A 24,726-nucleotide genomic window follows, 5' to 3' on the forward strand; every position below is an offset into this window, starting at 1 on the left:
AGCTTGTCTAGATAACAACTATTTTAGCTGGTCAGAGGGGCATTCTCGGTTTAACGCGCCGTCAAAACCTCAAGGTCAACCGGTGGATTCAGGCTAAAGAAACCTCCACCCGCGCGCTCCGCATCGGAGTGGCCGGTCCCGTGGGAACCGGCAAGAGCTCCCTCATCGCGATCGTCTGCCGCTCGCTCGCCGCCGAGCTGCGCCTCGGCGTCATCACCAACGACATCTACACCGACGAGGACGCCCGTTTTCTGCGTTCCGCCGGCGTGCTCGATCCCGAGCGCATCCGCGCTGTCGAGACCGGCGCGTGCCCGCATACGGCTATCCGTGACGACATCACCGTCAACCTCATCGCTGTCGAAGACCTCGAGCGCGACTTCGCCCCGCTCGACGTGGTACTGATCGAATCCGGCGGAGACAACCTCACGGCAACCTTCTCCCCGGCCCTCGTCGACGCGCAGATCTTCGTGCTCGACGTGGCAGGCGGAGGCGACGTTGCCCGAAAGGGCGGCCCCGGCATCGCCCGTGCCGACCTTCTCGTTGTTAACAAAACTGACCTCGCCCCCTATGTCGACGTCGACGTTTCGCTCATGGTGCGCGACGCCGAGTTCGCTCGCGAGGGACGCCAGGTGCTTGCCCTGTCCCGCACCGATGCCGCTTCGGTCGACGAGCTGAGCGACTGGGTGCGCGGGCTGCTCGTGAAGCACCGCGCCGGCACCCACACTCCACAGGACCCGGGACCGATGGCGCCGCACTTCCACGCCGGAGAAGACGGCCCGGTTATGCACTCGCACGACGATAAGCATGCACACGACGAGCAGCACGCGCACGACGAGAACGGCCACTCGCACTAGGTGACTGCTTCAGTGATGGGTGTGACAGCGGTGCACCTTGCTGCCGCGCCCGGCCGCGCCCGCCTCACACTCGGCACCGGGGCGCTCGTTCCCCGTACCGTCGACGTGGGGCCGCGCTCCGCACGCGTGGCCCTTGTCGCCGCTGGCGCGCTGCTTCTTGGCGGTGACCGGGTGCACGTCGACGTGGTCGTCGGTGCCGGCTGCACCCTTGAGTTGGAGGACGTGGGCGGCACCGTCGCCTATGACGCCGACGGCGAGCATTGCGAGTGGACAGTGAGCATCCGGGTCGAATCGGATGCCCTGCTCCTCTGGCATGGACTGCCGTTCGTTGTCGCCGACGGGGCCCACGTGAGCCGCAGCACGAGTATCGAGCTCGCGGACTCGTCATCCGTCGCCTGCGTTCGCGAAACGATCGTACTCGGGCGCACCGAGGAGAGCGGCGGGTTCGTTGACCTGCGCACGCACGTTACGATCGGCACCGAACCGCTGTTCCTCGAGCGGCTTCCCGTGCGGGGGACCGACCGCACCCCGGGTATCCTCGGCGACAACCGGGTGCTCGACACCGTACTGCTGGCCGGCCTGCGAGCCGCCGACACTGCCGGCACCGTGACCGCGCTCGGCGCGGCCGGAACGGAACTGCTTCAGCTCGAGCTGCCGGGCAGCCTCGCCCGCTCACTGCACATTCAGGCCCACCGCTCGCCGCTCGCCCTGCTCTGGGAGAATTGGCGTGACCAGGCACTCTCTTCCCGCACCGCGCACATCTCCCGTGAGGTTTCCTGGGACGACACAGGGAACTCGCCCGGAGCCCGCCTACCGCCTACCCTTTCCGCCGCGCATGGGGCCAGCTTATGACGCGCACCCTGCCCGTCCTGCACCGCTCCACGCTGCTCATGGCTACTGTTATCCTCGTGCTGCATCTCCTCGGCTGGGGGCTGCCCTTACTTGCACTCGCGGCAGGCCAGGAGGGCACCGTCGTGCTCACCCTCGCACTCACGGCCTACCTACTCGGGGTGCGCCACGCCCTCGATGCCGACCACATCGCGGCGATTGACAACGTCACCCGCACCCTCTCTAGCACGGGTAGGCGCACCACGTCGTTGGGATTCTGGTTCGCGCTTGGCCACTCCACTGTCGTCGTGGCCACCGTGGCATTCCTTGCGCTCGGCGTGCATTTTCTGGTCACGGCCGTGCAAGACGACTCGTCGCCTTTCCGGCAGGCAACCGCACTCTGGGGCATGAGCGTGTCGGTACTCGTCGTGCTCGCCTTTGGCATCGTTAATCTGCATTCCTTCGTCCGCCTCGCACGCACACAACGCCGCGCCGGCGCTGGGCAGACGGATGCTGGGCAGACGGATGCCGGTGACGCCTCCAGCCATACCCCGACTGGTCCGCTGTTCCGGCTGTTTCGCCCCATCACCCGGCTCGTCGATCGGCCCTCGCGCATGTACCCCCTGGGGATCCTCTTCGGCCTCGGGTTCGACACGGCCGTTACCATAGGTCTCTTCGTCACGGCCGGCGCGGCGAGTATGCAGGTGTCCTTAGCGCTCACTGTTGCACTCCCGCTGCTCTTCACGGCCGGGATGTGCCTGTTCGACACCGTCAACGGTGCGTTCATGTCCCGGCTCTACGGTTGGGCGACAGGGGGATCGATACGCGCCATCCGCTACAACCTTGTCATGACCGGGCTCTCGGTCGCTGCGGCGTTCGTCGTGGTCACGGTGGGCCTGTCGCAGATCCTCGGTGAGAACGTCTTCTCGGGCTTGACCTTGCCGATCGAAACCGGCGGCCTCGGTTTCATCGTCGTCGGGGCGTTCCTCCTGGTCAGTCTCGCCGCCGCGCTCGTGCGCCCGGGTCGCCAGCGCCAGCCTGGGCACTAGAACCCGCCTACCACTGGAAATCACCTGTCGCTGGAAACCGCCGGACACGAGAAGCAGCGCGATCACTCGAGTCAGCCTGGATGCCCAAGCCCCGAGGTTGTTTACAACCTCGACACAAACCCGATATCGGAGCGACTCATTGCAGCGCAATGATGAGGTCTCGGACTTTCCCACTGATTGGACTTCATATGGCATGGAACGTAGAGACTCGCAGGCCACCGGTCGACACGAATGTCCCAGCAGCTGCCTCGGTCATGAGCGCCACTAAGGAAAGCCTTGAGGACTACACCCTTCGCTTTGCCCCGCGCTCCTACCGCAAGTGGGGCCCGGGGGTCGTGGCCACGAGTGCGCTCGGCGGCATCGCCTATCTGGCTGACTTCTCCATCGGCGCCAACATCGGCATCGCCCACGGCACGACCAACGCCCTGCTTGGTATCGCCGTGGCAGCGGTCATTATCTTCGTAACCGGATTCCCACTGGCCTACTACGCCGCCCGGTACAATATCGACCTCGACCTGATCACCCGCGGCTCCGGCTTCGGCTACTACGGTTCGGTCATCACGAACGTCATCTTCGCCACCTTTACTTTCATATTCTTCGCCCTCGAGGGCTCGATCATGGCGCAGGGGCTCGAACTTGGTCTGGGTATCCCGCGGCCTGTTGGCTACCTGGTGTCCACTCTCATGGTCATTCCGCTCGTCATCTACGGCATGAAGGTGCTGTCCAAGCTTCAGGTCTGGACGACGCCGTTCTGGCTCATCCTGATGGTCATCCCGATCGCCTACCTCGTGCTAACCCACCCCACCTCCGTGGGATCGTTCTTCGCCTACGGAGGGAAGAGCGGGGACGGCTCACCGAACTTCGCCTCGATCATGCTCGCGGCCGGAGTGTGCCTATCGCTCATCGCCCAGATCGCCGAGCAGATCGACTACCTGCGTTTCATGCCGCCCAAGACCCGTGAAAACCGGGTTTCGTGGTGGCGGGCCGTGGTGCTCGCCGGGCCGGGATGGGTCGTCTTCGGCGCGCTCAAGCAGGCCATCGGGCTGTTCATCGCCGTGTACCTCATCGCGAGCCTCGACCCGGCCGCCGCAGCCACGGCGAACGAGCCCGTGCACCAATTCCTCGGTGTCTACGAGGAAATGATGCCCGGCTGGCTCGCCCTTTCACTCGCCGTGGTGCTTGTGGTCATCTCGCAGATCAAGATCAATGTGACAAACGCCTATTCCGGTTCCCTCGCTTGGACGAACTCCTTCACCCGCATCACGAAGACCTACCCGGGACGCATGGTGTTCGTCCTTTTTAACCTCGCCATCGCCCTCGTGCTGATGGAGTCGAACATGTTCGAGTTCCTCAATACCATCCTCGGCTTCTACGCGAACTGCGCCATGGCCTGGATCGTGACCGTGGCCACAGACATCATTATCAACAAGGGTCTGCTGAAGCTCTCGCCGGTCTACCCGGAGTTCCGTCGTGGCATGCTCTACAACTGGAACCCGGTCGGGCTGGTCTCGCTCGGGCTGTCGGCTGGAGTGTCCATCGCAATCTTCTTCGGCGCGTTCGGTCCGGGCATCCAGCCATTCTCGCCCATCTTCGCGGTCGTGATCGCCGTAATTGCCACCCCGCTCATGGCCATCCTGACCAAGGGGCGTTACTACCTGCGGCGCACTGACGATGGCATCAACTCGCCCATCCTCGACGAGAACGGCAATCCCTCCGACGAGCTGTTGCTATGCCACGTGAGCGGGCTCTACTTCGAACGCCCCGACATGATGCTCTCCGCCGAAGCCGGCCCGAACGGCGAGAAGCAATACATCAGCTCCCTCTGTCTCGCCACCGACAAGACCGGGAAGTACGTACTACCGGAACAGAAGTAATCCAGCGGCTGGCGAGTAGCGCTTGTTGGTAGCGCCACCCGGCGACTCCGTGTGTACAGGGCGTTGAGAGCGGTGATGCCGACCCGGCGCAGCAACCACCAGTACAGGCCGTACGTTGCCAGGGTCGGCACGACCGCCGAAATGACCATCGCGAGCCAGAATGTCAGCATGGTCGGGGGAACAAGCGTGCCCGTGGCTGCCGCGATCACGACCAGCGCGAGGGAAGTCACGGCCACATGTACGGTCAACGTCACCAGCACCGGCGTCTTCACCCGGGAGCGGATGATGCTGCTCCACGACAGCGCGCTGGTCACCGTGGGCATGGAGACATTCCCGCATCCGGTCGACGTAGCTCGCGACGTAGCTCGCTCGTTACTCGCAGCGCCCGCCCGCTGATTTCCGCGCGGCCACGAGTGACATCGGGGCCACACAACCGAGCCGTCTCATTACCCCGCGAGCGGATGCCTGCGCCCGGGCACACAAAAGGGCCGGCTCCATAGAGCCGGCCCTTTTTTTACTCGGGGATCACTCCCACTCAATCGTTCCCGGCGGCTTCGAGGTGACGTCCAGCACCACGCGGTTCACCCCGTCGACCTCGTTGGTGATGCGGTTCGAAATCTTGGCCAGCAGGTCGTAGGGCAGCCGGGTCCAGTCGGCGGTCATGGCGTCCTCGCTCGACACCGGGCGCAGCACGATCGGGTGGCCGTAGGTGCGGCCGTCGCCCTGCACGCCCACCGAACGCACGTCGGCGAGCAGCACGACCGGGCACTGCCAGATCTCGCGGTCGAGGCCGGCGGCGGTCAGCTCGGCGCGCACGATGGCATCCGCTTGACGGAGCAGGTCGAGGCGTTCCTGGGTGATCGAGCCGACGATGCGAATTCCGAGGCCGGGGCCGGGGAACGGCTGGCGCTGCACGATTTCGGCCGGCAGGCCGAGTTCGGCGCCGATCGCGCGCACTTCGTCCTTGAACAGGGTGCGCAGCGGTTCGACCAGTTCGAACTGCAGGTCTTCGGGCAGGCCGCCCACGTTGTGGTGGCTCTTGATGTTCGCGGTGCCGCTGCCGCCGCCGGATTCGACGACGTCGGGGTACAGGGTGCCCTGCACGAGGAAGGCGATCGGATCGCCGTCTGTTTCGGCGGCTTCCTTGATGAGCTCGGCCTGGGCCTGCTCGAAGGTGCGAATGAACTCGCGGCCGATGATTTTGCGCTTGGTCTCCGGATCGCTCACGCCCTCGAGGGCGGTCAGGAACTGCTCGCGTACGTCGACCGTGACCAGACGGATTCCGGTGGCCTTGACGTAATCCTCTTCAACCTGGCGGCGTTCGTCCTGGCGCAGCAGACCGTGGTCGACAAAGACGCAGACCAGCTGGTCGCCGATGGCCTTGTGCACGAGGGCCGCGGCCACGGCGGAGTCGACTCCGCCGGACAGGCCACAGATAACCTTGCCGGTTCCGACCTGGGCGCGAATCTTCGCGACCTGCTCGGCGATGACGTTGCCGCTGTTCCAGTCGGCGTTGATACCGGCGGCGCGGTGCAGAAAGTTTTCAAGCACGTGCTGGCCGTTTTCGGAGTGCTTGACCTCGGGGTGCCACTGCACGCCGTAGAGCCGCTTCTCGTCATTGGCGAACGCGGCGACCGGGGTCGAGACCGAGGAGGCGAGCACGGTGAAGCCGTCGGGCGCGGTGGCGACCGAGTCGCCGTGGCTCATCCAGACGGTCTGGCTGTCGGGCTGGTTCGCGAGCAAAACGTTATCGCCGTTGCTCACGGTGACCGGGGTCGAGCCGTATTCGCGGGCCCCGGTGTGGGCGACGGTGCCACCGAGGGCGGTCGCCATCACCTGGAAGCCGTAGCAAATGCCGAGCACGGGCACGCCGAGCTCGAAGATCGCAGCGTCGAAAGCTGGTGCACCCTCGGCGTAGACGCTGGACGGTCCACCGCTCAAAACGATTCCGCGTGGGTTCTTGGCGAGCACTTCGGCGGCGGTGATGGTGTGCGGCACGATCTCCGAATAAACGGATGCCTCCCGCACGCGCCTTGCGATCAGCTGCGCATACTGCGCGCCGAAGTCGACCACGAGAACGGGGCGATCCAGCCCGGAGTCGGTGATGGGGGCATCCGCTGGAATGGTCATGCTTGGGCCTTCGCCTTCTCGGCAAGTGCCGCGGTCTTTTCGGTATTCTCGGCGAGGAAACGCTTCACCGTGCGAGCAACGGGAACCTCGACGATGAAGGACAGGGTGGGAACGACGCCGCCGAGGGCGATGAGCACGAAGCGCCAGAACGGCCAGCGCATGAGGCTCCAGAGGCGAAAGTCGGCGAACAGGTAGAGCACGTAGAACCAGCCGTGCGCGATCAGAATGCCGGTGCTGAGGTTGATCGCGGCGACCGTGTCGGTCGGAACGAGCGCGAGAAACCCCTGCGAACCGCCCATCTCGATCTCGTGGCCGAAACCGTACTTAATGACCATTTCGATGCAGAGCAGCAGCAGGAAGATGCCGGTGATGGTCGATGACACCTGGTACAGCCGCAGCGCACCGGGAATTCTGGAGATATCGGCGGGCTTGGGTAGACGAGGCATGTGCCTAATTCTACGTGAGCGCAGTGAGGGCTTCGGCGTCTTCAATTTCGCGCTCAAGGGCGTCGCGCACCAGGCGGTACCAGAGGAACACGGCGAAGCCGGCGAAGACGACCCACTCGATGGCATAGAAGATGTTCAGCCAGTTCAGCGATTGGTCGACTTCCGGCACCGGGGAATCGATCACATCAAGGCCGGGCGCTGCTTCGGCATCGACGATGTAGCCGGAATAGACCGACTCGTCGCTGAAATCGGCCCACAGATTGATCAGCGCGGATGGTGCGACCTTGGTCATTTCCATCGAGTCGCCCTCCGGGTCGGGCAACTCCGGGGCCTCCCCGGTGAGAAAGCGTCCGGTCAGCGTGACGGGAGCGTTCGCCGGTTCCGTCGCCAATACCTCGGTGACCGACTGGGCGGTGGCCCGGTCGGGAGCCCAGCCGCGCGCGACGGCGACGCTGGCGGCAGCATCCGTTTGAAAATGGCTGACCACCCAGAAACCATCGATGCCGCCGTTGAGGCGCGTGGTGATGAGCTGCTCATCGCCGGGCACCCAGGAGCCCGTCGTCGTGACCATTTGGCCGGTCGCGATCTGCGTTACCGTACCGTCGGGCTGCACGACCTCGGCGAGCGGTTTGACCTGCTCGGTGCTGCGCTCCACGACCACGCCGGATTCGATGGCGCGCTCAAGCTGCCAGTGTCCGAGCAGGGCGAAGCCTGCTGCGATGCCGAGGGCCAGCAGCAGCGCGAGCACCCAGCGGGGGCGCAGCATCATTCTGATCACGAATAGTCACCTGTGTGGGTTTCTCGCCCGGGTTTGCGTGCCGGTCTGTCGGCGTCATCATCGGGATCTGGGGAGTGCTGGCCGAGCGCGAAATCGGCCATTGAATCTAAGTGTTTCGCTTGTGCAACCGTAGCTTCCGTCGCTTGGGAATTGACCGAGTCACGTTTGGCTGCCCGCCGCGTGTGCTCGTCAGCGTCCGCGGCCTGGGCCGCCGTCGCCGCCTCGACGAGGGCGATCTCCTCGTCCCGCATCGGATTGCGCGATGCCTGTGGCGAAACGGATGCCGGCACGCGCCGGCGCAGTGCCGACCCGATCTTCTCCGAATTCGCCGCGAACAGCGGGCCGAGGATGGCCATGGAGAGCACGTACAGGCCGGCGAACGGTTGCAGGCGCGGGTCGAGCCCGGCCGACACCGACAGGGTCGCCAGAATCAAGGTGAACTCGCCGCGGTTGACGAAGATCGCGGCCGTATTGAGGGCTTCGCGTGGCCCCATTTTGTGCAGCCACGCCAGCAGCGCGCCCGAGAGCAGACTGAGCACAAAGGTCATCCCGATGGCGATGAACACCACACCGATCACCGAACCGAACTGGGCGATATCGAGGGCGAGGCCGAAGTTGAGAAAGAAGAACGCCGCGAAGATATCGCGGAGGGGCACGGCGACACGTTCGATCTTGGCGCGGTAGCTGCTCGCGCCGAGCACGACGCCGATCAGGAACGCGCCGATGGCATCCGTCACGCCGATGATCTCGCCGATGCCGGCGAACAGCACGACCAGGCCGAAGAACAAAATGGTGAACAGCTCGTCGTCCTTGGTGCGCATGAGACGCGACACCACCCGGCCGCCCCAGCGGGCTAGCGAGAACATTGCGACCAGAAAGAGGAACGCGATGGACAGTTGCAGCACGATCGGCCAGATCTCGGTTTTGCCGCTGAGCACGACGGAGACGATGGAGAGGTAGATCGCGATGAAGATGTCACCCACGACGGTCACGCCGAGGATCATCGGTGTCTCTTTGTTGGCCAGGCGGCGCAGTTCGATGAGCAGTTTGGTGATGATCGCGCTCGACGACGTGCCGGTCATACCGGCGATGACGAGGGCTTCGCGAGGGCCCCAGCCCACGAGCATGCCGAAGATGAAGCCCGCGCCCATGTTGATGAGCACCCAGGAACCGCCGGAGATGATCAGCGTCTTGGCGTTGCCGAAGAATTCTTCCTGGTCGAATTCGAGGCCGAGGCTGAAGAGCAGCAGGATCAGGCCGAACACGGCGATGAGTTCGATATCGCCGGATTGGAAGTCGAGGGGGAAGAAGTCGGTGTTGGGGCTGGCGAGCACGCCCACGATCATGTAGATCGGGATGGTGGGGAGCCCGATCACCTTGCCCAGGCGGCCAAGAACGTAGGCGACGACGAGCAGGATGCCGAGAACGAGGAGGTCTTCGCCCACGTGCATCGCTTACCCCCCGGGTGGAGCGTCGACGGTCTTCGCCTTCACTTCACCGGTACGAAAGAACGCGAAGGCCTTGACGACCTTTTCCGGCGAGCCGGCGACGACGAGGGTGTCACCGGGGAAGACCTTGAAGTCGGCGGCGGGGGCCGGGTTGGCGGATTCGCCGCGCACCACGGCGACGACGGTGAGGCCCGCGATGCCACGGTCGGCCGGATTGCCCAGGGCCTGGCCGGCGATGTGGTCTTCGTAGTCGACGGTGAACCAGTCGATGCTGAGGCCCGGGATCTGGTCGAGGGCGCTGAGCGACTCGGTGATCTGGGTACCTCCGAGCAGCTCGGCGAGGGTGTGCGCCTCGTCTTCGTTAAGCCGTAGCGAAACCTTGCTCGCGTCCGGGCCGCCTTCATCATCGGCGAAGGTGATGAGGTCGCTGTGGCCAGATCGGTGGGCGATGACGCCGACCTTGCCACCGTCATCCGTGATGAAGGTGTGCAGTACCCCCACGCCGGGAAGTTTGACCCGCCGAACATCAACCATTGTCATGACTCCTGAGGTAGAGGGCAGTAGCCCTATTCTACCGGAGCCGCTTTTACCGCCGCGCGCCCCTCGCCGCGCCTCCGCTTCACTCGTGCGCTCGACCAGCGGATGCCCGCGCCCCAAGGGTGCCTGCGCCCCATTTCGGTAGCCGCTACGCCGGTTGACGCAGAGGACGGCCACCCAAACCGGGCGCGGGCATCCGCTCGAGGCCGTAGCGGCCACCCAAAGCGGGCGCGGGCCTGACCGGAGGGCCGCTAGGTGGTCACGACGATATCGGGGGCCTCGAGGCGCACCCGGTCGGCGGACTCGTCGTCCGGCTGCTCCTGCGAAGCCCGCTCGGCGGCGACCCGGGTGAGGTAGAAGCCGACCTCACGGTCGATTCGCTCTTGGTCCCAGCCGAGCACGCCAGCCATGAGCGCTGCGGCGACCGGTGCGGCCGACACCCCGCGATCCCAGGCCTCGATCGAGATGCGGGTACGCCGAGCCAGCACGTCTTCGAGGTGTAGCGCGCCCTCGTGCGAGGCCGCGTAGACCACTTCGGCTCCGATGTAGTCGTCGGCGCCGGGCAACGGTTCGGCGAGCGCCGGGGTGGCGCGAATGAGGTCGAGCAGCTCGTCGGTGAGGGTGCCGTACCGGTTGAGCAGGTGTTCGACGCGCACGGTGTGCAGGCCGAACGCCCTGGCGATCTTGCCGCGCTTGTTCCAGGCGGCCTGGTATCCCTCGGCCCCCAGCAAGGGGATGTCGTGGGTCGCCGACGCGGGAATGCGCCCGTCGAGAGCGGACACCGCGGCATCCACTGCATCTTTGGCCATGATGCGGTAGGTGGTCCACTTGCCGCCGGCGATGACGACGAGGCCGGGAACGGAATGCCCGACGAGGTGTTCGCGGGAGAGCTTGGAGGTCTCGTCACTCTCGCCGGCCAGCAGCGGGCGAAGCCCGGCGTAGACGCCCTCGACATCTTCCCGGGTGAGCGGCACGCTCAGTACCGAGTTGATGTGTTCCAGGATGTAGTCGATATCGGCGGCCGTCGCGGCCGGGTGCGCCTTGTCGAGGTACCAGTCGGTGTCGGTCGTGCCGATGAGCCAGTGTCGGCCCCACGGAATCACAAACAGTACGCTCTTCTCGGTGCGCAGCAGCAGCCCCATCGCGCTCTGGAACCGGTCGCGCGGCACCACGAGGTGCACGCCCTTCGACGCCCGCACCTTGAAGGTGCCGCGTTCACCGACCATGCGCTGGGTGTCGTCGGTCCAGACGCCGGTCGCATTCACGACCTGTTTGGCCCGCACATCGAAGCGTTCGCCGGTCTGCAGGTCGTGGGCGTGCACGCCCACAACGCGCTCCCCGACCTTGATGAATCCCTCGACCCGCACCCGGCTGGCGGCGTGCGCGCCGTAGAACGAGGCGGTGCGTACAAGCGAGGACACGTAGCGAGCGTCGTCGACCTGGGCGTCATAGTAGGTGATGCCGCCGACCAGGGCGTTGTTGGTCAGGCTCGGGATGAGCTTTTGCACCTGACTCTTCGACAGGTGGCGGTGATGCGGCACCCCGGGCGGGCGCCCCCCGGTGTACGAGAAGATGTCGTACAGCAGCATTCCGGCGCCGATGTAGAAGCGTTCGGTGAAGCGTTTCTTGAGGGGATACAGGAACCGCACCGGCTTCACGAGGTGCGGCGCGATGCGCTGCAACAGCAGGCCCCGCTCGGTGAGCGCCTCCCGCACCAGACGAAAGTCCAGCTGCTCCAGATAGCGGATGCCGCCGTGCACGAGCTTGGACGACCGGCTCGATGTGCCTGAGGCCCAGTCCCGCGCCTCCAGAATGCCGACGCTCAACCCGCGCGTGACGGCATCGAGAGCGGCCCCGGCACCGACGATTCCGCCGCCGACCACGAGAATGTCGAGCTCTTTGTCTTTGAGCTTGGCCAGGGCCGCCTCGCGCTCCTCCGGCCCTAATCTCGAGGATCGCGTCACTGAATTAGTGACTGCTGAATTAGTGACGACTGAATTAGTCCCTGCTGAAATGTGCGGTACCGAATTGTGGGAGGCCATGACTACTCCTGTTCAGACTCCGTGTTCAAGTTCAAGCGGCGTGTTGCAACAACGCTATTGCGGTACTGAATTGTGGCGGGTGAAGCTGGGTACCGGCGGAACGCGCTGACTTCGGTGTTGATCTAAACCGACGCCAGTTCTCACCGATATTGATTTAAGCTGACGTTAGTTCACTCGGTACGGCGCGACAACCACTTCAACCCGTTGAAATTCTTTGAGATCGGAGTAACCGGTGGTCGCCATCGACCGACGCAGCGCGCCGATCAGGTTGGCGGTGCCGTCGGCGACCGGAGCCGGACCGTAGAGGATCTCCTCGAGCGGCGCGACGGTGCCGACCTCGACGCGCTTGCCGCGCGGCAGCTGCGGGTGGTGCGCCTCGGCGCCCCAGTGGAATCCGCCGCCGGGAGCATCCGTTGCCCGGGCGAGCGCTGTGCCGAGCATGACGGCGTCGGCGCCGCAGGCGATCGCCTTGACGATATCGCCCGAGGTGCCCAGCCCTCCGTCGGCGATGACGTGCACGTAACGCCCGCCGGACTCGTCCATGTAGTCGCGGCGCGCGCCGGCGACATCCGCCACGGCTGTGGCCATCGGGGCGTGGATGCCCAGGGTCGCGCGGGTGGTCGACGCGGCTCCCCCGCCGAAACCGACCAGAACGCCCGCGGCTCCCGTGCGCATGAGGTGCAGGGCCGCCGTGTAGGTGGCAGCGCCGCCGACGATGACGGGAACGTCGAGCTCGTAGATGAACTTCTTGAGGTTGAGCGGTTCCTGGTTCTGCGAGACGTGCTCGGCCGAGACCGTGGTGCCGCGGATGACGAACAGGTCGACGCCGGCGGCAACGACGGTTTCGTAGAGTTCCTGGGTGCGCTGGGGCGAGAGAGCCCCGGCCACGGTGACGCCGCCGGCCCGAATCTCGGCCAGGCGCGCGGTGACAAGCTCCGGCTGGATCGGGGCGGAGTACATCTCCTGCATGCGCGCGGTCGCCTTATCGGCGGGCAGGCTGCGAATTTCGGCGAGCAACGGCTCGGGGTTCTCGTGCCGGGTCCACAGCCCCTCGAGGTCGAGCACGCCAACGCCGCCGAGCTGGCCCATCATGATGGCCGTGGTGGGCGAGACGACGGAGTCCATCGGCGCCGCCAGCACCGGAATGGCGAACTGGTAGGCGTCGATGGTCCAGCCGACCGACACGTCCTCCGGATCGCGGGTGCGCCGACTGGGCACCACCGCGATGTCGTCGAAGGCGTATACGCGGCGAGCGCGCTTGGAGCGGCCGATCTCGATTTCCATGGTTCCAGTTTAGAGGGAGCCACCGGCATCCCCTTTTCCAGCGGATGCCGTCACCCGGCATCCGCAGGCCGACAGCGCGGGCCACCTAGAGAACGCGAGCGGCAGCCCGCGCCCGAACTACCGACGGTAGTTCGGAGCCTCGACCACGATCTGCACGTCGTGCGGGTGCGATTCCTTGAGCCCGGCGGGGGTGATACGCACGAACTTGCCCTTCTGCTTGAGCTCGGTAATGGTGCGCGCGCCCACATAGAACATGGACTGGCGCAGGCCGCCGATGAGCTGGTAGGCCACCGCGGCGAGCGGGCCACGGAACGGCACCTGCCCCTCAATACCTTCGGGGATCAGCTTCTCGTCGCTCGGAACATCGCTCTGAAAGTAGCGGTCCTTCGAGTACGACGTCTTCGACCCGCGAGTCTGCAACGCGCCGAGCGAGCCCATGCCGCGATACGTCTTGAACTGCTTGCCGTTGACGAACACGAGTTCACCGGGACTTTCCGTGCAACCGGCGAGCAGGGAACCGAGCATGACGGTGTCGGCGCCGGCCACGAGGGCCTTGGCGATGTCACCGGAATACTGCAGGCCACCATCGGCGATGACCGGAATACCGGTTTCGCGCGCGGCCAGCGAGGCCTGATACACGGCGGTGATCTGGGGCACGCCGACACCGGCCACGATGCGGGTGGTGCAGATCGAGCCGGGACCCACGCCGACCTTGATGGCGTCGGCACCCGCGTCGATGAGCGCCTGGGCGCCCGAGCGGGTGGCGACGTTTCCACCGATCACATCGACGTCAGCGAAGGCCTTGTCCGACTTCAGACGACGAATGATGTCGAGCACGCCGGCGCTGTCGCCGTTGGCGGTGTCGACCACGAGCACGTCCACCCCGGATTCGAGCAGAGCGGTCGCGCGCTGCCAGGCATCACCGAAGAAGCCGATCGCCGCGCCGACGCGCAGGCGTCCGCCGTCGTCCTTGGTGGCAAGGGGATATTCCTCGCTCTTGTCGAAGTCTTTCACGGTGATCAGGCCGGTGAGCTTGCCGTTGGCGTCGATCAGTGGCAGCTTTTCGATCTTGTGCTTGGCAAAGATCGCGAGGGCGTCTTCGGGAGCCATCCCGACCTTGCCGGTGATCAGCGGGGAGGTCGTCATGACCTCGCGCACCCGGGTGAGGGCCTTCTTGGCATGCGGCACGAAGCGCATGTCGCGGTTGGTGATGATTCCCACCAGGATGCCGTCACTGTCGACGACCGGCAGCCCGCTCACGCGGAACTGGCCGCACAGGGCATCAACCTCGGCGACGGTGGCGTCGGGCGAAGTGGTGACCGGGTTGGTGATCATGCCGGATTCGCTGCGCTTGACCAGGTCGACCTGTTCGGCCTGATCCCCGATCGACAGGTTGCGGTGCAGAATTCCGAGGCCACCCTCACGGGCCATGGCGATCGCCATGCGGGTCTCGGTCACGGTGTCCATGGCGCTGGAGAGCAGCGGCAGCGACACATCAATGCGCCGGGTCAACCGGGATTTGGTGACCGCCTCGCTCGGAATGACGTCGGTGTGCCCCGGCAGGAGCAGCACGTCGTCGTAGGTGAGTCCGGTGAATCCGAACGGATCTGGCTGATCCATGAAACCCCTTACCTGTAGCTGAAAAACTGAAAATTGTCCGGAAAATCGCGTTACCACCCCACGGGACGTGAAGGGAATAGACCGGTCCTTCAATGTTAAGCGTGTTTGGGCTCATCACATTCCGCACACCATTGGCCCGCCGGTGCGGAGTTTCGAAACATATAGGACATAATCGGCAAATACTCTCAACAGAGAAGTTGGCATTAGTCACCCGGCGCCCGCCCGGTTACCCATCGGTCGGCACCAACATGGAGGTCCCGTGCAGCCCACACATACGGCTCAGAGATACGTTCCCAGGATGCTCGTGATCCTGTTTGTGACACTTCTCGCGGCCCTCACCATGGCCACCTTCTCGGCGGGCAGCGCACACGCCGACGAGGTCGGCACCGAGTTCGATTTCACGATCTCCGGCAACGTGCAGTTCGACGGGGAAGCCCTCGGCGACGTAGCGATCGCCGTGTCCGGCAACGGCTACGAGGCCGACACGGTAACGGATGCCGATGGCCGATGGGCCATCGGGGTTCCCGAAAAGAGTACCTATGAGGTCACCCTTGACGAAGAAACCCTTCCGGAGGGCGTCGTCGTCACCGAGGGCAGCAATGTGATCGAAACGGAGTTCGGGCTGACCGACCGTCGCTCGGTCAACTTCTTCCTTGGTGAAGGGGTCCGCAACACGGTGAGCTTCTTCGACCAGTTTGTGAACCGATTCTTCAACGGCCTGAACTTTGGCCTGCTGCTCGCCCTCGCGGCGATTGGCGTGTCGCTGATCTTCGGCACCACGGGGCTGAGCAACTTCGCGCACGCCGAGCTGATCACCTTCGGTGCGCTGATGACGCTGGTGTTCTCGGTCAACTTCGGATTGCCGATCTGGCTCGCCATTCTCATCGCCATTGCGTTGAGCGGCGCGCTCGGATTCAGCCTGGATGCGGTGCTCTGGAAACCGTTGCGCCGTAAGGGCGTGGCGGTGATTCCCCTCATGATCGTGAGCATCGGACTCTCGCTGGCGCTGCGCTACCTGTACCAGTATTTCTTCGGCGGCAGCACGAGTCAGCTGCCCGGCGCGGGCATGGCGGACCTCAAGTTCGGCCCGATCTCGCTCTCCCCGATCGACCTCGCGAGCATGGGCATCAGCATCGTGGTGCTGCTCGCCGTGGCCTACTTTCTGCTGCGCACCCGCATCGGCAAAGCCACCCGTGCCGTCTCCGACAATCCCAGCCTGGCTTCGGCCAGCGGCATCGACGTCGACAACGTCATTCGCATCGTCTGGGTGGTCGGGGCAGCACTGGCCGGGCTCAGCGGGGTGCTCTGGGCCTACTTCCGCCCGGGCGTCAGCTGGGACATGGGCTTTCAAATGTTGCTGCTCGTCTTCGCGGCCGTCACCCTGGGTGGTCTCGGTACCGCCTTCGGAGCCCTCGTCGGTTCCCTCATCGTTGGGCTCTTCGTTGAGCTGTCAACGCTCTGGCTTCCGTCCGACATGAAGATTGTCGGCGCCCTTGTTATTTTGATCCTGGTGCTGCTGTTTCGACCGCAAGGCATTCTGGGTCGTAAAGAGAGAATTGGTTAGGGGTTCACATGGACTGGGGAGCAATCTTTGGCAACGCAGCCGTCGAGCTGATTAGCCCGACCACTGCCGCTTACGCACTCGCCGCCCTCGGGCTCGCCGTGCACTTCGGCTACACCGGCCTGCTGAACTTTGGCCAGGCCGGCTTCATGGCCCTCGGCGCCTATGGTTACGCCATTTCCATCCTGACCTTCGGTTTTCCCGTCTGGGGCGCCTTTTTGGTGGGGGTGGGAGCATCCGTTATTTTCGCCTTGATTTTGGGTATTCCGACACTGCGACTGCGCGCTGACTACCTCGCGATCGTCACGATCGCCGCCGCCGAGATTGTGCGGCTGCTGTTCACGACGAACACCTTCGCCGCAGTGACCGGGTCGGCCAACGGCCTGAGCGGTTACAAGAACGAGTTCGCGGCGCTCAACCCGCTTGCCGAGGGCAGCTATGGATTCGGGCCGTTTGAGAACAACGCCTACGACACCTGGCTGCGCATCGTCGCCTGGTCGATCGTGATTCTCGCGGCGCTGTTCGTCTGGCAGATCATGCGCAGCCCGTGGGGCCGCGTGATCAAGGGCATCCGCGAAGACGAAGACGCCGTGCGTGCGCTCGGCAAGAACGTGTACGCCTACAAAATGCAGTCGCTCATTTTCGGTGGAGTACTCGGCACCATCGCCGGCATGATCTTCGCCCTGCCCCGAGCGGTCGTGCCGTCGAACTATCAGACCACGCTGACCTTCTTCATCTACGCCATCCTGCTGCTCGGCGGGGCTGCGACGGTGCTCGGCCCGATCATCGGTTCGATGATCTTCTGGGTGCTGCTGTCGTTCTTCTCCGGCTTCATCTCCCGGGCCGTCGAGGCCGGCTGGCTGCCGTTCATGACATCCATCCAGGGCGGCCAGCTGCGCTTCATCCTGGTGGGAGTCGCGATTATGTTAATCGTGATCTTTAGACCGCAAGGCATCTTCGGCAATAAGAAGGAGTTGGCTTTTGTCCGATAACGCTGTTTCGGCCGCTCCGCTCGAGCCGCCCGTTCCCACCCAGAAGCCGATCAAAACGACCGGCCTGCACATCGGCGAGGCCGAACCGGGCTGCCGCAAGGTCGACCCGATTCTCGTCGTCGACGGCGTGCGCCGCACCTTTGGCGGCCTGACCGCGGTGGATGTCGACCACGTCGAAGTTCCGCGCGGCGCTATCACCGCGCTGATCGGCCCCAATGGTGCAGGCAAGACCACCCTGTTCAACCTGCTGACCGGTTTCGACAAGCCCGACGCCGGCAAATGGACCTTCGACGGCCGCTCCCTGGCCGGCGTTCCCGCCTACCGGGTCGCCCGCATGGGCCAGATTCGCACGTTCCAGCTTACCAAGGCCCTGGGGCTGCTGACCGTCATGGACAATATGCTGCTCGGCGCCAAGGGCCAGACCGGCGAGAACATGTTCCGCGCGCTGATGCCATTTCTCTGGCGCAACCAGGAGGAGGAGAACCGGGCCAAAGCACTCGATCTGCTCACCCGGTTCAAGCTCGATACCAAGAAGGACGACTACGCGGCGAGCCTCTCCGGCGGGCAGCGCAAGCTGCTCGAAATGGCCAGAGCGCTGATGAGCGACCCGACCCTGGTAATGCTCGACGAGCCGATGGCCGGCGTAAACCCGGCACTGACCCAGTCGCTGCTCGACCATATTTTGAACCTCAAGTCCCAGGGCATGACCGTTCTGTTCGTGGAGCACGACATGCACATGGTGCGGCACATCGCCGACTGGGTGATCGTGATGGCCGAGGGCCAGGTGGTCGCCGAGGGCGACCCGCACGAGGTCATGAAAAACCCGGCCGTGATCGACGCCTATCTCGGACAGCACCACGACGAAGACATCGGCGAAGACCAGGCCGCCGAAGCCGAAAACGTGTCAGCCATAAAGGAGTTGCTCGATGACGAACGCTAATCCGCTGGCCCCGCCAGCACCGGCCGAGACTCGGGAAGCGGTCGTCGCGGTCAAGAACGTGACCGCCGGGTATGTGACCGGCGTGAACATTCTCAATTCCTGCTCACTCACCGCCTACGAAGGCGAACTGATCGGCATCATCGGCCCGAATGGCGCCGGCAAGTCCACGCTGCTCAAGTCGATCTTCGGGCTGGTCAAGGTACGCGAGGGCGAAATTCTGCTCCGCGGCAACAACATCACCAACCTCAAGGCCAACAAGCTGGTCGCACAGGGTGTGGGTTTCGTACCGCAGAACAACAACGTCTTTCCCACCCTGACCATTCGAGAGAACCTCGAAATGGGCATCTTTCTCAAGCCCAAGGGGCTCGTGGAACGCCTGGAGTTCGTCACCGAGATCTTTCCAGAGCTCGGCAAGCGGATGTCCCAGCGCGCCGGTTCGCTCTCCGGCGGCGAACGACAGATGGTCGCCATGAGCCGCGCGCTCATGATGGGCCCGCACGTGCTGCTCCTCGACGAGCCGAGTGCCGGGCTGTCCCCGGTGCGCCAGGATGAAGCCTTTCTGCGGGTGAAGGAGATCAACAAGGCCGGAGTGACCACGATCATGGTCGAGCAGAACGCCCGCCGCTGCCTGCAGATCTGCGACCGCGGCTATGTGCTTGACCAGGGCCGGGACGCGTACACCGGTACCGGACGTGAGCTTTTGAACGACCCCAAGGTGATCGGCCTCTACCTGGGCACCCTCGGGCAGGATTAGCAGCGAAACTCCCCACACCAGCCAGCAGCGACGTCTGAGACATTCTCGGGCGCCGCTTCTGTCTGCCGGGGACGGATGTCCGCGCTCGCGTCTCGACCAACGAGATGCCGACCGCCCCGCCGGTCGAGGAGCGGGCGCGTCGGTTGGTGAGCCGGTCGACGCCCCCGGGCACGCAAAAGGGCCCCGTACGAAGCCGGGGCCCTTCACTGGAGCGAGTGGTTAGTTGTCGGGCAGACGGGTGTACTTGTTGTCGGCACCGAACTCGTAGACGCCGATGGTTGCTTCGGTGGGGTCGCCGTTCTCGTCGAACGTGATCGGACCGGACAAGCCGTCGTAGTCGACCTGTTCGCCAGCTTTCAAGGCTGCAGCAGCCTCGGCGAAGTCGGTGACCTTGGTGCCATCGCCGCTGCCGCCGGAGACCTGCCGCAGGTAGTTCGCGATCGATTCACCCGACACGTCGTTGCCCGCATACGCGGCCAGGGCGATCAGGATGACGGCGTCGTACGACTCCGCTGCATAGCTGTAGTCGGTCAGCTCCGGGTCGATCTCGAGCAGACGGGTGGTGAAGTCGCCGAGCGTTGAGGTGTCGAGGCCGGGAAGCGTTCCCTTGGACCCCTCGATGAGGCCGGCTTCAAAGTCCGCGCTGTAATCGAAAACGTTGCCGTCAACGAAGTACAGGCTATCGCCGGGGAAGCCAGAGCCGACCAGAGCCGGAACAATGACCTTGGACTGGTCGAACGTGACAAGGGCGATCGCGTCGGGGGCTGCCGCGGTGACTTCAGCGATCTGCGAGGCGAAGTTGGAATCGCCCTCGTTGAACAGTGCTTCAGCGACAACCTCGCCGCCGGCGGCCTCGAAGGCATCGCCGGTGTACTTGGCCAGGCCGGTTCCGTAGGCGTCGTTCAGCACGATCAGGCCGAGGGTGGCGTTGCCATCGTCAGCGATCTGGGTGCCGAGCACTTCGCCCTGCAGAACGTCAGACGGAGCCGTACGCCAGTACAGACCGTTGTCGTCGTAGGTCGTGAAGGCGTCCGAGGTGTTGGCCGGGGAGAACTGCACGACGCCGGCGCCGGTGATCTGGTCGATCACGGTCTTGGAGACACCCGAGGAGGCCGCACCGATGATCGCCGAGACGTCCTTGGACAGCAGGTCGGTCACGGAGACCGTCGCGATGTCGGTCGTGGTGTCGCCGGAGTCAAGCAGCGTCGGTTCAACCGTGATGCCGAGGTTGGCCGCCGCGATGTCAGCGACAGCGAGTCGAACACCGGCTTCTTCGGGCGGGCCGAGGAACGCCAGTCCACCACTCTGCGGAAGGATAGTGCCGATCTTCAGGGTCAGGTCGCGGTCACCGGCCTCAACCGTATTGAAGTCTGCGGCTTCCGCAGACGGTGCCGCAGAATTACTGGGCTCAGTAGCGGCGCCATTGCTGCAACCGGTGAGCAGAAGTGCGCTCACGCCGACGAGCGCGACACCGGTAACGAGGGTACGAACGGAGCGGGAGGCTGAGGCCTTCGCGAATACGCTCATGTTGCTCCTTGATAGGTAAAGAGGGGTAAGTCTGGTCAGCCGATTGACTGCCGTGGTGACAGATTAGGCAATCAAGGGCACAGAAACCTACCTGTGCGTGTCACAACCGGGTAAAGCGATCAAATCGTTACGAACGGCGCCCGGTCACACCCTGATAATCAATGGTTTGCTCCTGCACCAGCGCATACACGCACTCGCCCCAGGAAAGGCAGACGGCCGTTCCCGAAATCACCTGCGGCCAGCCGGCATCGAGCGATGCGCCGCCGTCGTCCCCGGTGATCACGGCGGCCAGGGCGGCCGTGATCAGGCCGTCGTAGGCCTCCGCGCTGCCAGCGGTGGCGTTCAGTCCCGGGTCGGCGGTTTTCAGACGCACGGTGAATGCCTCGTCCGCGGCGAGCGGTGTGCCACCGTTGGCGAAGTCACCCAGCGATACCAGAGCGGCGCTGCCAACGGAGCTGTGCGCATCCGCTGGCAGCGCGGTCGTCGCGTCCCACAAGACCAGGTCCACACCGCGAGCGGCGAGGTCGGCGTAGGCGGCGGCGAGGTCACCGGCCGAGTTGCGATGCACGAGTTGGATCGGCTGCGTCGGCGTCGCCTGCTCGGCCAGGATGTCGCGCAGGGCGAGCGCGGTGCCTGCCACCTGCGCTGCGCCGCTCGCAGCATTGTCCCCGGTGGTGGGAAAGAGGGTGCCGATGCTCAAGGTTCCGTCACCGCTCGGAGCGGCCGTGACGACCGCGGCCGGGGTCGTGCTCGGCGCGGCCGGGGTCGTGCTGGTGCAGCCGGTGAGGGCCAGGGCGCCGAGCAGAACGACGACGGTGAGCGTGCGACGGGGCATCTAAAATCCTTTGGTACGAGCTGAGGTGACGTGTCGGTTCAGCGTATCGGCTGGGCCGGACGGGGGTTCGGAGCCAGGTCGGACGGTATTAGGCAGGCTCAAGCGAGCTGCGACGGGGTCCGCGGCCGGAGGCGACCATATCAACCATCAGTATGATCAAGGCCACCCAGACCAGGGCAAATCCGGCCCAGCGTTCGAGCGGCATCGCCTCGTTCAGAACGACTACGCCGACGAGAAATTGAATGACCGGCGCGACGAACTGAATGAGCCCGAGTACCGTCAGTGGCAGGCGCCGGGCGGCGGCGGCGAAGAGCAGCAGGGGAACAGCGGTAATGACCCCGGCCGCGAGCAGGCCAGCCGTGTGCCAGCCGGAGACGGTGCCGAAGGTGAGGCCGGACATGCCGGAAACGACCAGAAGCTGAATGATGGCGACCGGGGCCAGCCAGGCCGTTTCGAGGGTGAGGCCGGTGACGGCGTCGACGTTCGGGCCGACGCGCTTCTTGATCAGCCCGTAGAAGCCGAAGGAGAACGCGAGGATGAGCGAGATCCACGGCAGCGAGCCGTAGCCGACCGCCAGCACGATCACGGCGAGAAAACTGATGGCGATGGCCACCCACTGCAGGCGGCGCAACCGTTCGCGCAGCACGAAGACGCCCAGAAGCACCGTGACGATCGGGTTGATGAAGTAGCCGAGGGCTGCTTCGACGACGTGCCCGGTGGTTGCGGCGATCACGTAGGTCTGCCAGTTAACGAAGATGAACGCACCGGCCAGGCCCATGGTCCAAACCAGACGCGGCTGCTTGAACGCGCGCCCGAGCACGGTCCAGGTGCGGGTCACGGTAATGATCAGGGCGCAGAAAACGAGGGAGAACAGCACCCGCCAGGCCACGATTTCAAAAGCGCCGGAGGGGATGAGCAGCAGAAAGTAAAGCGGCAGCACGCCCCAGAGGCCGTAGGCCAGGCCGCCGAAGACGAGGCCGGTGCGGTGGGTGGCGCGAGCGGCCGACTCGGCCGGTGCGGCGGCATCCGTCATAAATATTCTCCCTACCGAGACACTAACTGCGCAAACAAAAACTCCCGGATGGCCAGGCCATCCGGGAGTTTCAGGCTAAAGACCAATTTCAGTCTGAAGGCTAGGTAGTGATGAAACCTACTTAGCGCACGACCACAGCGAGCACGTCGCGAGCGGAGAGGACCAGAAGGTCATCGCCACCGAACTTGACCTCGGTTCCGCCGTACTTGGAGTAGATGACCTTGTCGCCGACGGCGATGTCGAGGGGAACGCGGTTGCCGTTGTCGTCAATGCGGCCGGGGCCGACTGCAACAACTTCGCCCTCCTGGGGCTTTTCCTTCGCGGTGTCAGGAATGACCAGACCTGATGCGGTGGTCTGCTCTGCGTCGACCTGCTTGATGACGATGCGATCCTCGAGCGGCTTGATGGAGACCGACACGGTTGACCTCTTTCTAAGACTTGGGTTAGCAGACTCACAGCGAGAGTGCCAAGTGAAGTTTAGGGGGGATGCTGGCACTCGCGCAACGTGAGTGCCAGATCGGGCCGTTTGATACCGTTGCAGAATGGATCGAACCGAGCTCGTTGAGCTGCTCTCCCCCGCGAGTTTACGGCTGCTGGATTCCCTGCCGCCCTACGAGGCAAACGGTGATGTGCTCAAGCTCGTGAGCGAGCTGCGCAAGGCCGGGCACGCCCCCGGACTCGTGTCGGCCGTGCTGAGCCAGTCGCGACTGCGAGCGAAAGCCGTAACCAAGTTCGGAGAATTTGCCGAGCGGATGCTGTTCACCGAGGCCGGCCTGGAACAGGCGACCCGGTTGCGGGTTGCCGCACTGCACGCCGGGCGATTCGCCGGGCTTGAAGCCACCCTCGGCCGCGCGCCGCGGGTCGCCGACCTCGGCTGCGGCATCGGCGGCGACGCGATGGCCCTCGCCGCGATGGATCTGCCGGTCGTGGCCGTCGACGCCGACGAGGTCACGGCCACGGTTGCGAGCTACAACCTGGCCCCGTTCCCCAATGCCTCCGCGTTGCAGGCCGACGCCGAGACGGTTGATCTGACCGATTTCGACGCGGTCTGGCTCGATCCAGCCCGGCGCACGGGCGGGCACAGCAACACCAAGAGGCTCACCCGCTCCGAGGATTACTCCCCCTCCCTCGACTTCGCCTACCTGCTGGCAACGACGCTGCCGCTCGGCATGAAGCTCGGGCCCGGCCATGATCGCGACCAGATTCCGGTCGACGCGGAGGCCCAGTGGGTGTCGGTGGATGGCCAGCTGGTGGAAATGGGACTGTGGTTCGGCGCTCTCGCCCGCCCGGGCATCCGGCGGTCGGCGTTGCTGCTGACCCGGGATGGCGTGCAGGAGCTGAGCAACGGTGCCGACAGCGAAGACGAGCCGGTCGGCGAACTCGGCCACTACGTCTACGAACCCGACGGCGCGGTCATTCGGGCGCGACTGATCGGCGATCTGGCCCGCTCGATGAAGGCCAGCATGCTGAGCGAGGGAATCGCCTACCTGACCAACGACACGCTGACGCCGACGCCGTTCGCAACCGCCTTTCGGGTGCTCGAGACGCTGTCGTTCGACGAGAAGAAGCTGCGGCTCGCACTGCTCGAGCACCGCATCGGAACGCTCGAGATCAAGAAGCGCGGCGTCGACGTTGATCCCGCGACGCTGCGCACCCGGTTGAAGCTCAAGGGGCCGGAAGTCGCAACGCTGATTTTGACCCGGGTGGCCGGACATCGGGTTGCGCTGCTCGTGGAGCGCGTGCGCTAACGGTCGGCCTACAGCAGGGGCAGCACGGTCTGGCTGATGTAGACGAACCAGCCGGCCGCGAGCAGAATCCCGACGAGGCCGCTCGCCAGACCGCTGCTCCAGAGGGCACGGGCCCGATGCTCGGTGGTGCGCGCAATCAAGGCGAGGACGATCGCAACGAGCGCGACCGGCAGGCCGAACACACCGAGCACGCCGAGCACGAGCCCGACGAACCCGCAGACGACGGAGACGACCGAGAGTCGGCGCCGGCCGGTGATGCGCCGCACCTCCGCCTCGGTGTACCTGTACGGCACGAACTCGGTCGGGGCGGTGACGGTCGATTCCCAGCTGAGCTGGCTGCCCGGGGGCGCGGGCGCACGGGTGTAATCCCGATGCGTGTCGGAATCCTGGTGCGGTGTACTCATTGCTGTCCTCGTGCTGCGAACCGGCCAGCGACCGTTCAGTGG

23 protein-coding genes are annotated in these 24,726 nt (G+C 64.9%); 10 read left to right on the plus strand and 13 right to left on the minus strand.

Going from position 1 to position 24,726, the window contains the following annotated elements; all coding sequences use genetic code 11:
• Nucleotides 1-86: 86 nt before the first annotated feature.
• The 5 genes from ureG (at nucleotide 87) to E3T43_RS18645 (ending at nucleotide 5,001) form a co-directional block, all read left to right on the plus strand.
• Nucleotides 87-854: an urease accessory protein UreG gene (gene ureG / locus E3T43_RS03950; protein WP_134471439.1), complete on the plus strand. Its 768-nt coding sequence runs from the start codon at nucleotides 87-89 to the stop codon at nucleotides 852-854.
• Between the two features lie 15 nt (nucleotides 855-869).
• Nucleotides 870-1,706: an urease accessory protein UreD gene (locus E3T43_RS03955; RefSeq protein ID WP_134471561.1), complete on the plus strand. Its 837-nt coding sequence runs from the start codon at nucleotides 870-872 to the stop codon at nucleotides 1,704-1,706.
• Nucleotides 1,703-2,731: a HoxN/HupN/NixA family nickel/cobalt transporter gene (locus E3T43_RS03960; RefSeq protein ID WP_134471440.1), complete on the plus strand. Its 1,029-nt coding sequence runs from the start codon at nucleotides 1,703-1,705 to the stop codon at nucleotides 2,729-2,731. Before E3T43_RS03955 ends, E3T43_RS03960 begins: the two co-directional genes overlap by 4 nt.
• Nucleotides 2,732-2,985: 254 nt before the next feature.
• The gene (locus E3T43_RS03965; protein WP_134471441.1) at nucleotides 2,986-4,605 is read left to right on the plus strand and encodes a cytosine permease; all 1,620 of its coding nucleotides are present in this window, start codon (nucleotides 2,986-2,988) and stop codon (nucleotides 4,603-4,605) included.
• A gap of 72 nt (nucleotides 4,606-4,677) precedes the next feature.
• Nucleotides 4,678-5,001, plus strand: a complete 324-nt coding sequence (locus tag E3T43_RS18645; protein ID WP_166791229.1) for a hypothetical protein — start codon at nucleotides 4,678-4,680, stop codon at nucleotides 4,999-5,001.
• 129 nt (nucleotides 5,002-5,130) lie between these two features.
• Here the strand turns inward: E3T43_RS18645 and guaA are convergent, their stop codons facing one another.
• The 8 genes from guaA to guaB all read right to left on the minus strand — a co-directional run bounded on the left by guaA (nucleotide 5,131) and on the right by guaB (nucleotide 14,890).
• Nucleotides 5,131-6,735: a glutamine-hydrolyzing GMP synthase gene (gene guaA / locus E3T43_RS03975; protein WP_134444735.1), complete on the minus strand. Its 1,605-nt coding sequence runs from the start codon at nucleotides 6,733-6,735 to the stop codon at nucleotides 5,131-5,133.
• A complete protein-coding gene (locus E3T43_RS03980; protein ID WP_134471442.1) occupies nucleotides 6,732-7,181 on the minus strand; it encodes a DUF3817 domain-containing protein in 450 nt (149 codons plus the stop codon). Before E3T43_RS03980 ends, guaA begins: the two co-directional genes overlap by 4 nt.
• 10 nt (nucleotides 7,182-7,191) lie before the next feature.
• Nucleotides 7,192-7,950, minus strand: a complete 759-nt coding sequence (locus E3T43_RS03985; protein WP_241978821.1) for an SURF1 family protein — start codon at nucleotides 7,948-7,950, stop codon at nucleotides 7,192-7,194.
• A 5-nt stretch (nucleotides 7,951-7,955) separates the two neighbouring features.
• Entirely contained in the window at nucleotides 7,956-9,410 is a 1,455-nt protein-coding gene (locus E3T43_RS03990) for a cation:proton antiporter (protein ID WP_134471444.1), read from the minus strand.
• Nucleotides 9,411-9,413: 3 nt separating this feature from the next.
• The gene (locus tag E3T43_RS03995) at nucleotides 9,414-9,947 is read right to left on the minus strand and encodes a cation:proton antiporter regulatory subunit (protein WP_233193339.1); all 534 of its coding nucleotides are present in this window, start codon (nucleotides 9,945-9,947) and stop codon (nucleotides 9,414-9,416) included.
• A 248-nt stretch (nucleotides 9,948-10,195) separates the two neighbouring features.
• Nucleotides 10,196-11,908: a glycerol-3-phosphate dehydrogenase/oxidase gene (locus tag E3T43_RS04000; protein WP_092449555.1), complete on the minus strand. Its 1,713-nt coding sequence runs from the start codon at nucleotides 11,906-11,908 to the stop codon at nucleotides 10,196-10,198.
• A 243-nt stretch (nucleotides 11,909-12,151) separates the two neighbouring features.
• Nucleotides 12,152-13,270 (minus strand): GuaB3 family IMP dehydrogenase-related protein, encoded by a 1,119-nt coding sequence (locus tag E3T43_RS04005; protein ID WP_104132231.1) that lies wholly within the window; start codon nucleotides 13,268-13,270, stop codon nucleotides 12,152-12,154.
• A gap of 117 nt (nucleotides 13,271-13,387) precedes the next feature.
• Complete coding sequence (gene guaB, locus E3T43_RS04010; protein WP_134444726.1) at nucleotides 13,388-14,890, minus strand: IMP dehydrogenase; 1,503 nt, start codon at nucleotides 14,888-14,890, stop codon at nucleotides 13,388-13,390.
• A gap of 298 nt (nucleotides 14,891-15,188) precedes the next feature.
• Between guaB and E3T43_RS04015 the strand changes: the two genes are divergently transcribed.
• Genes E3T43_RS04015 through E3T43_RS04030 form a run of 4 tightly spaced genes read left to right on the plus strand, consistent with a single transcriptional unit; the run spans nucleotide 15,189 to nucleotide 19,137 of the window.
• Nucleotides 15,189-16,454, plus strand: coding sequence for a branched-chain amino acid ABC transporter permease (locus tag E3T43_RS04015; RefSeq protein WP_092449551.1), 1,266 nt, complete (start codon nucleotides 15,189-15,191; stop codon nucleotides 16,452-16,454).
• An 8-nt stretch (nucleotides 16,455-16,462) separates the two neighbouring features.
• The gene (locus E3T43_RS04020) at nucleotides 16,463-17,443 is read left to right on the plus strand and encodes a branched-chain amino acid ABC transporter permease (RefSeq protein ID WP_134471445.1); all 981 of its coding nucleotides are present in this window, start codon (nucleotides 16,463-16,465) and stop codon (nucleotides 17,441-17,443) included.
• Nucleotides 17,444-17,492: 49 nt separating this feature from the next.
• The gene (locus E3T43_RS04025) at nucleotides 17,493-18,383 is read left to right on the plus strand and encodes an ABC transporter ATP-binding protein (RefSeq protein ID WP_241978822.1); all 891 of its coding nucleotides are present in this window, start codon (nucleotides 17,493-17,495) and stop codon (nucleotides 18,381-18,383) included.
• Nucleotides 18,370-19,137, plus strand: coding sequence for an ABC transporter ATP-binding protein (locus tag E3T43_RS04030; RefSeq protein WP_092449545.1), 768 nt, complete (start codon nucleotides 18,370-18,372; stop codon nucleotides 19,135-19,137). Before E3T43_RS04025 ends, E3T43_RS04030 begins: the two co-directional genes overlap by 14 nt.
• Before the next feature lie 219 nt (nucleotides 19,138-19,356).
• Here the strand turns inward: E3T43_RS04030 and E3T43_RS04035 are convergent, their stop codons facing one another.
• From E3T43_RS04035 to groES, 4 genes are all read right to left on the minus strand, one after another.
• A complete protein-coding gene (locus tag E3T43_RS04035) occupies nucleotides 19,357-20,664 on the minus strand; it encodes an ABC transporter substrate-binding protein (protein ID WP_134471447.1) in 1,308 nt (435 codons plus the stop codon).
• Between the two features lie 127 nt (nucleotides 20,665-20,791).
• Complete coding sequence (locus E3T43_RS04040) at nucleotides 20,792-21,499, minus strand: hypothetical protein (protein WP_134471448.1); 708 nt, start codon at nucleotides 21,497-21,499, stop codon at nucleotides 20,792-20,794.
• Between the two features lie 88 nt (nucleotides 21,500-21,587).
• Nucleotides 21,588-22,532, minus strand: a complete 945-nt coding sequence (gene rarD / locus E3T43_RS04045; protein WP_134471449.1) for an EamA family transporter RarD — start codon at nucleotides 22,530-22,532, stop codon at nucleotides 21,588-21,590.
• Nucleotides 22,533-22,653: 121 nt separating this feature from the next.
• Nucleotides 22,654-22,950 (minus strand): co-chaperone GroES, encoded by a 297-nt coding sequence (groES, locus tag E3T43_RS04050; RefSeq protein WP_092107311.1) that lies wholly within the window; start codon nucleotides 22,948-22,950, stop codon nucleotides 22,654-22,656.
• 124 nt (nucleotides 22,951-23,074) lie between these two features.
• Here groES and E3T43_RS04055 point away from each other — a divergent pair, with 124 nt between their 5' ends.
• The gene (locus tag E3T43_RS04055) at nucleotides 23,075-24,280 is read left to right on the plus strand and encodes a class I SAM-dependent methyltransferase (RefSeq protein WP_134471450.1); all 1,206 of its coding nucleotides are present in this window, start codon (nucleotides 23,075-23,077) and stop codon (nucleotides 24,278-24,280) included.
• Between the two features lie 8 nt (nucleotides 24,281-24,288).
• Here E3T43_RS04055 and E3T43_RS04060 read toward each other — a convergent pair whose 3' ends face one another.
• A complete protein-coding gene (locus E3T43_RS04060; RefSeq protein ID WP_134471451.1) occupies nucleotides 24,289-24,684 on the minus strand; it encodes a hypothetical protein in 396 nt (131 codons plus the stop codon).
• Between the last annotated feature and the right edge of the window lie 42 nt (nucleotides 24,685-24,726).

This window comes from Cryobacterium sp. Hh7, from assembly GCF_004403155.1.
Taxonomy (GTDB): Bacteria; Actinomycetota; Actinomycetes; order Actinomycetales; family Microbacteriaceae; genus Cryobacterium; species Cryobacterium levicorallinum.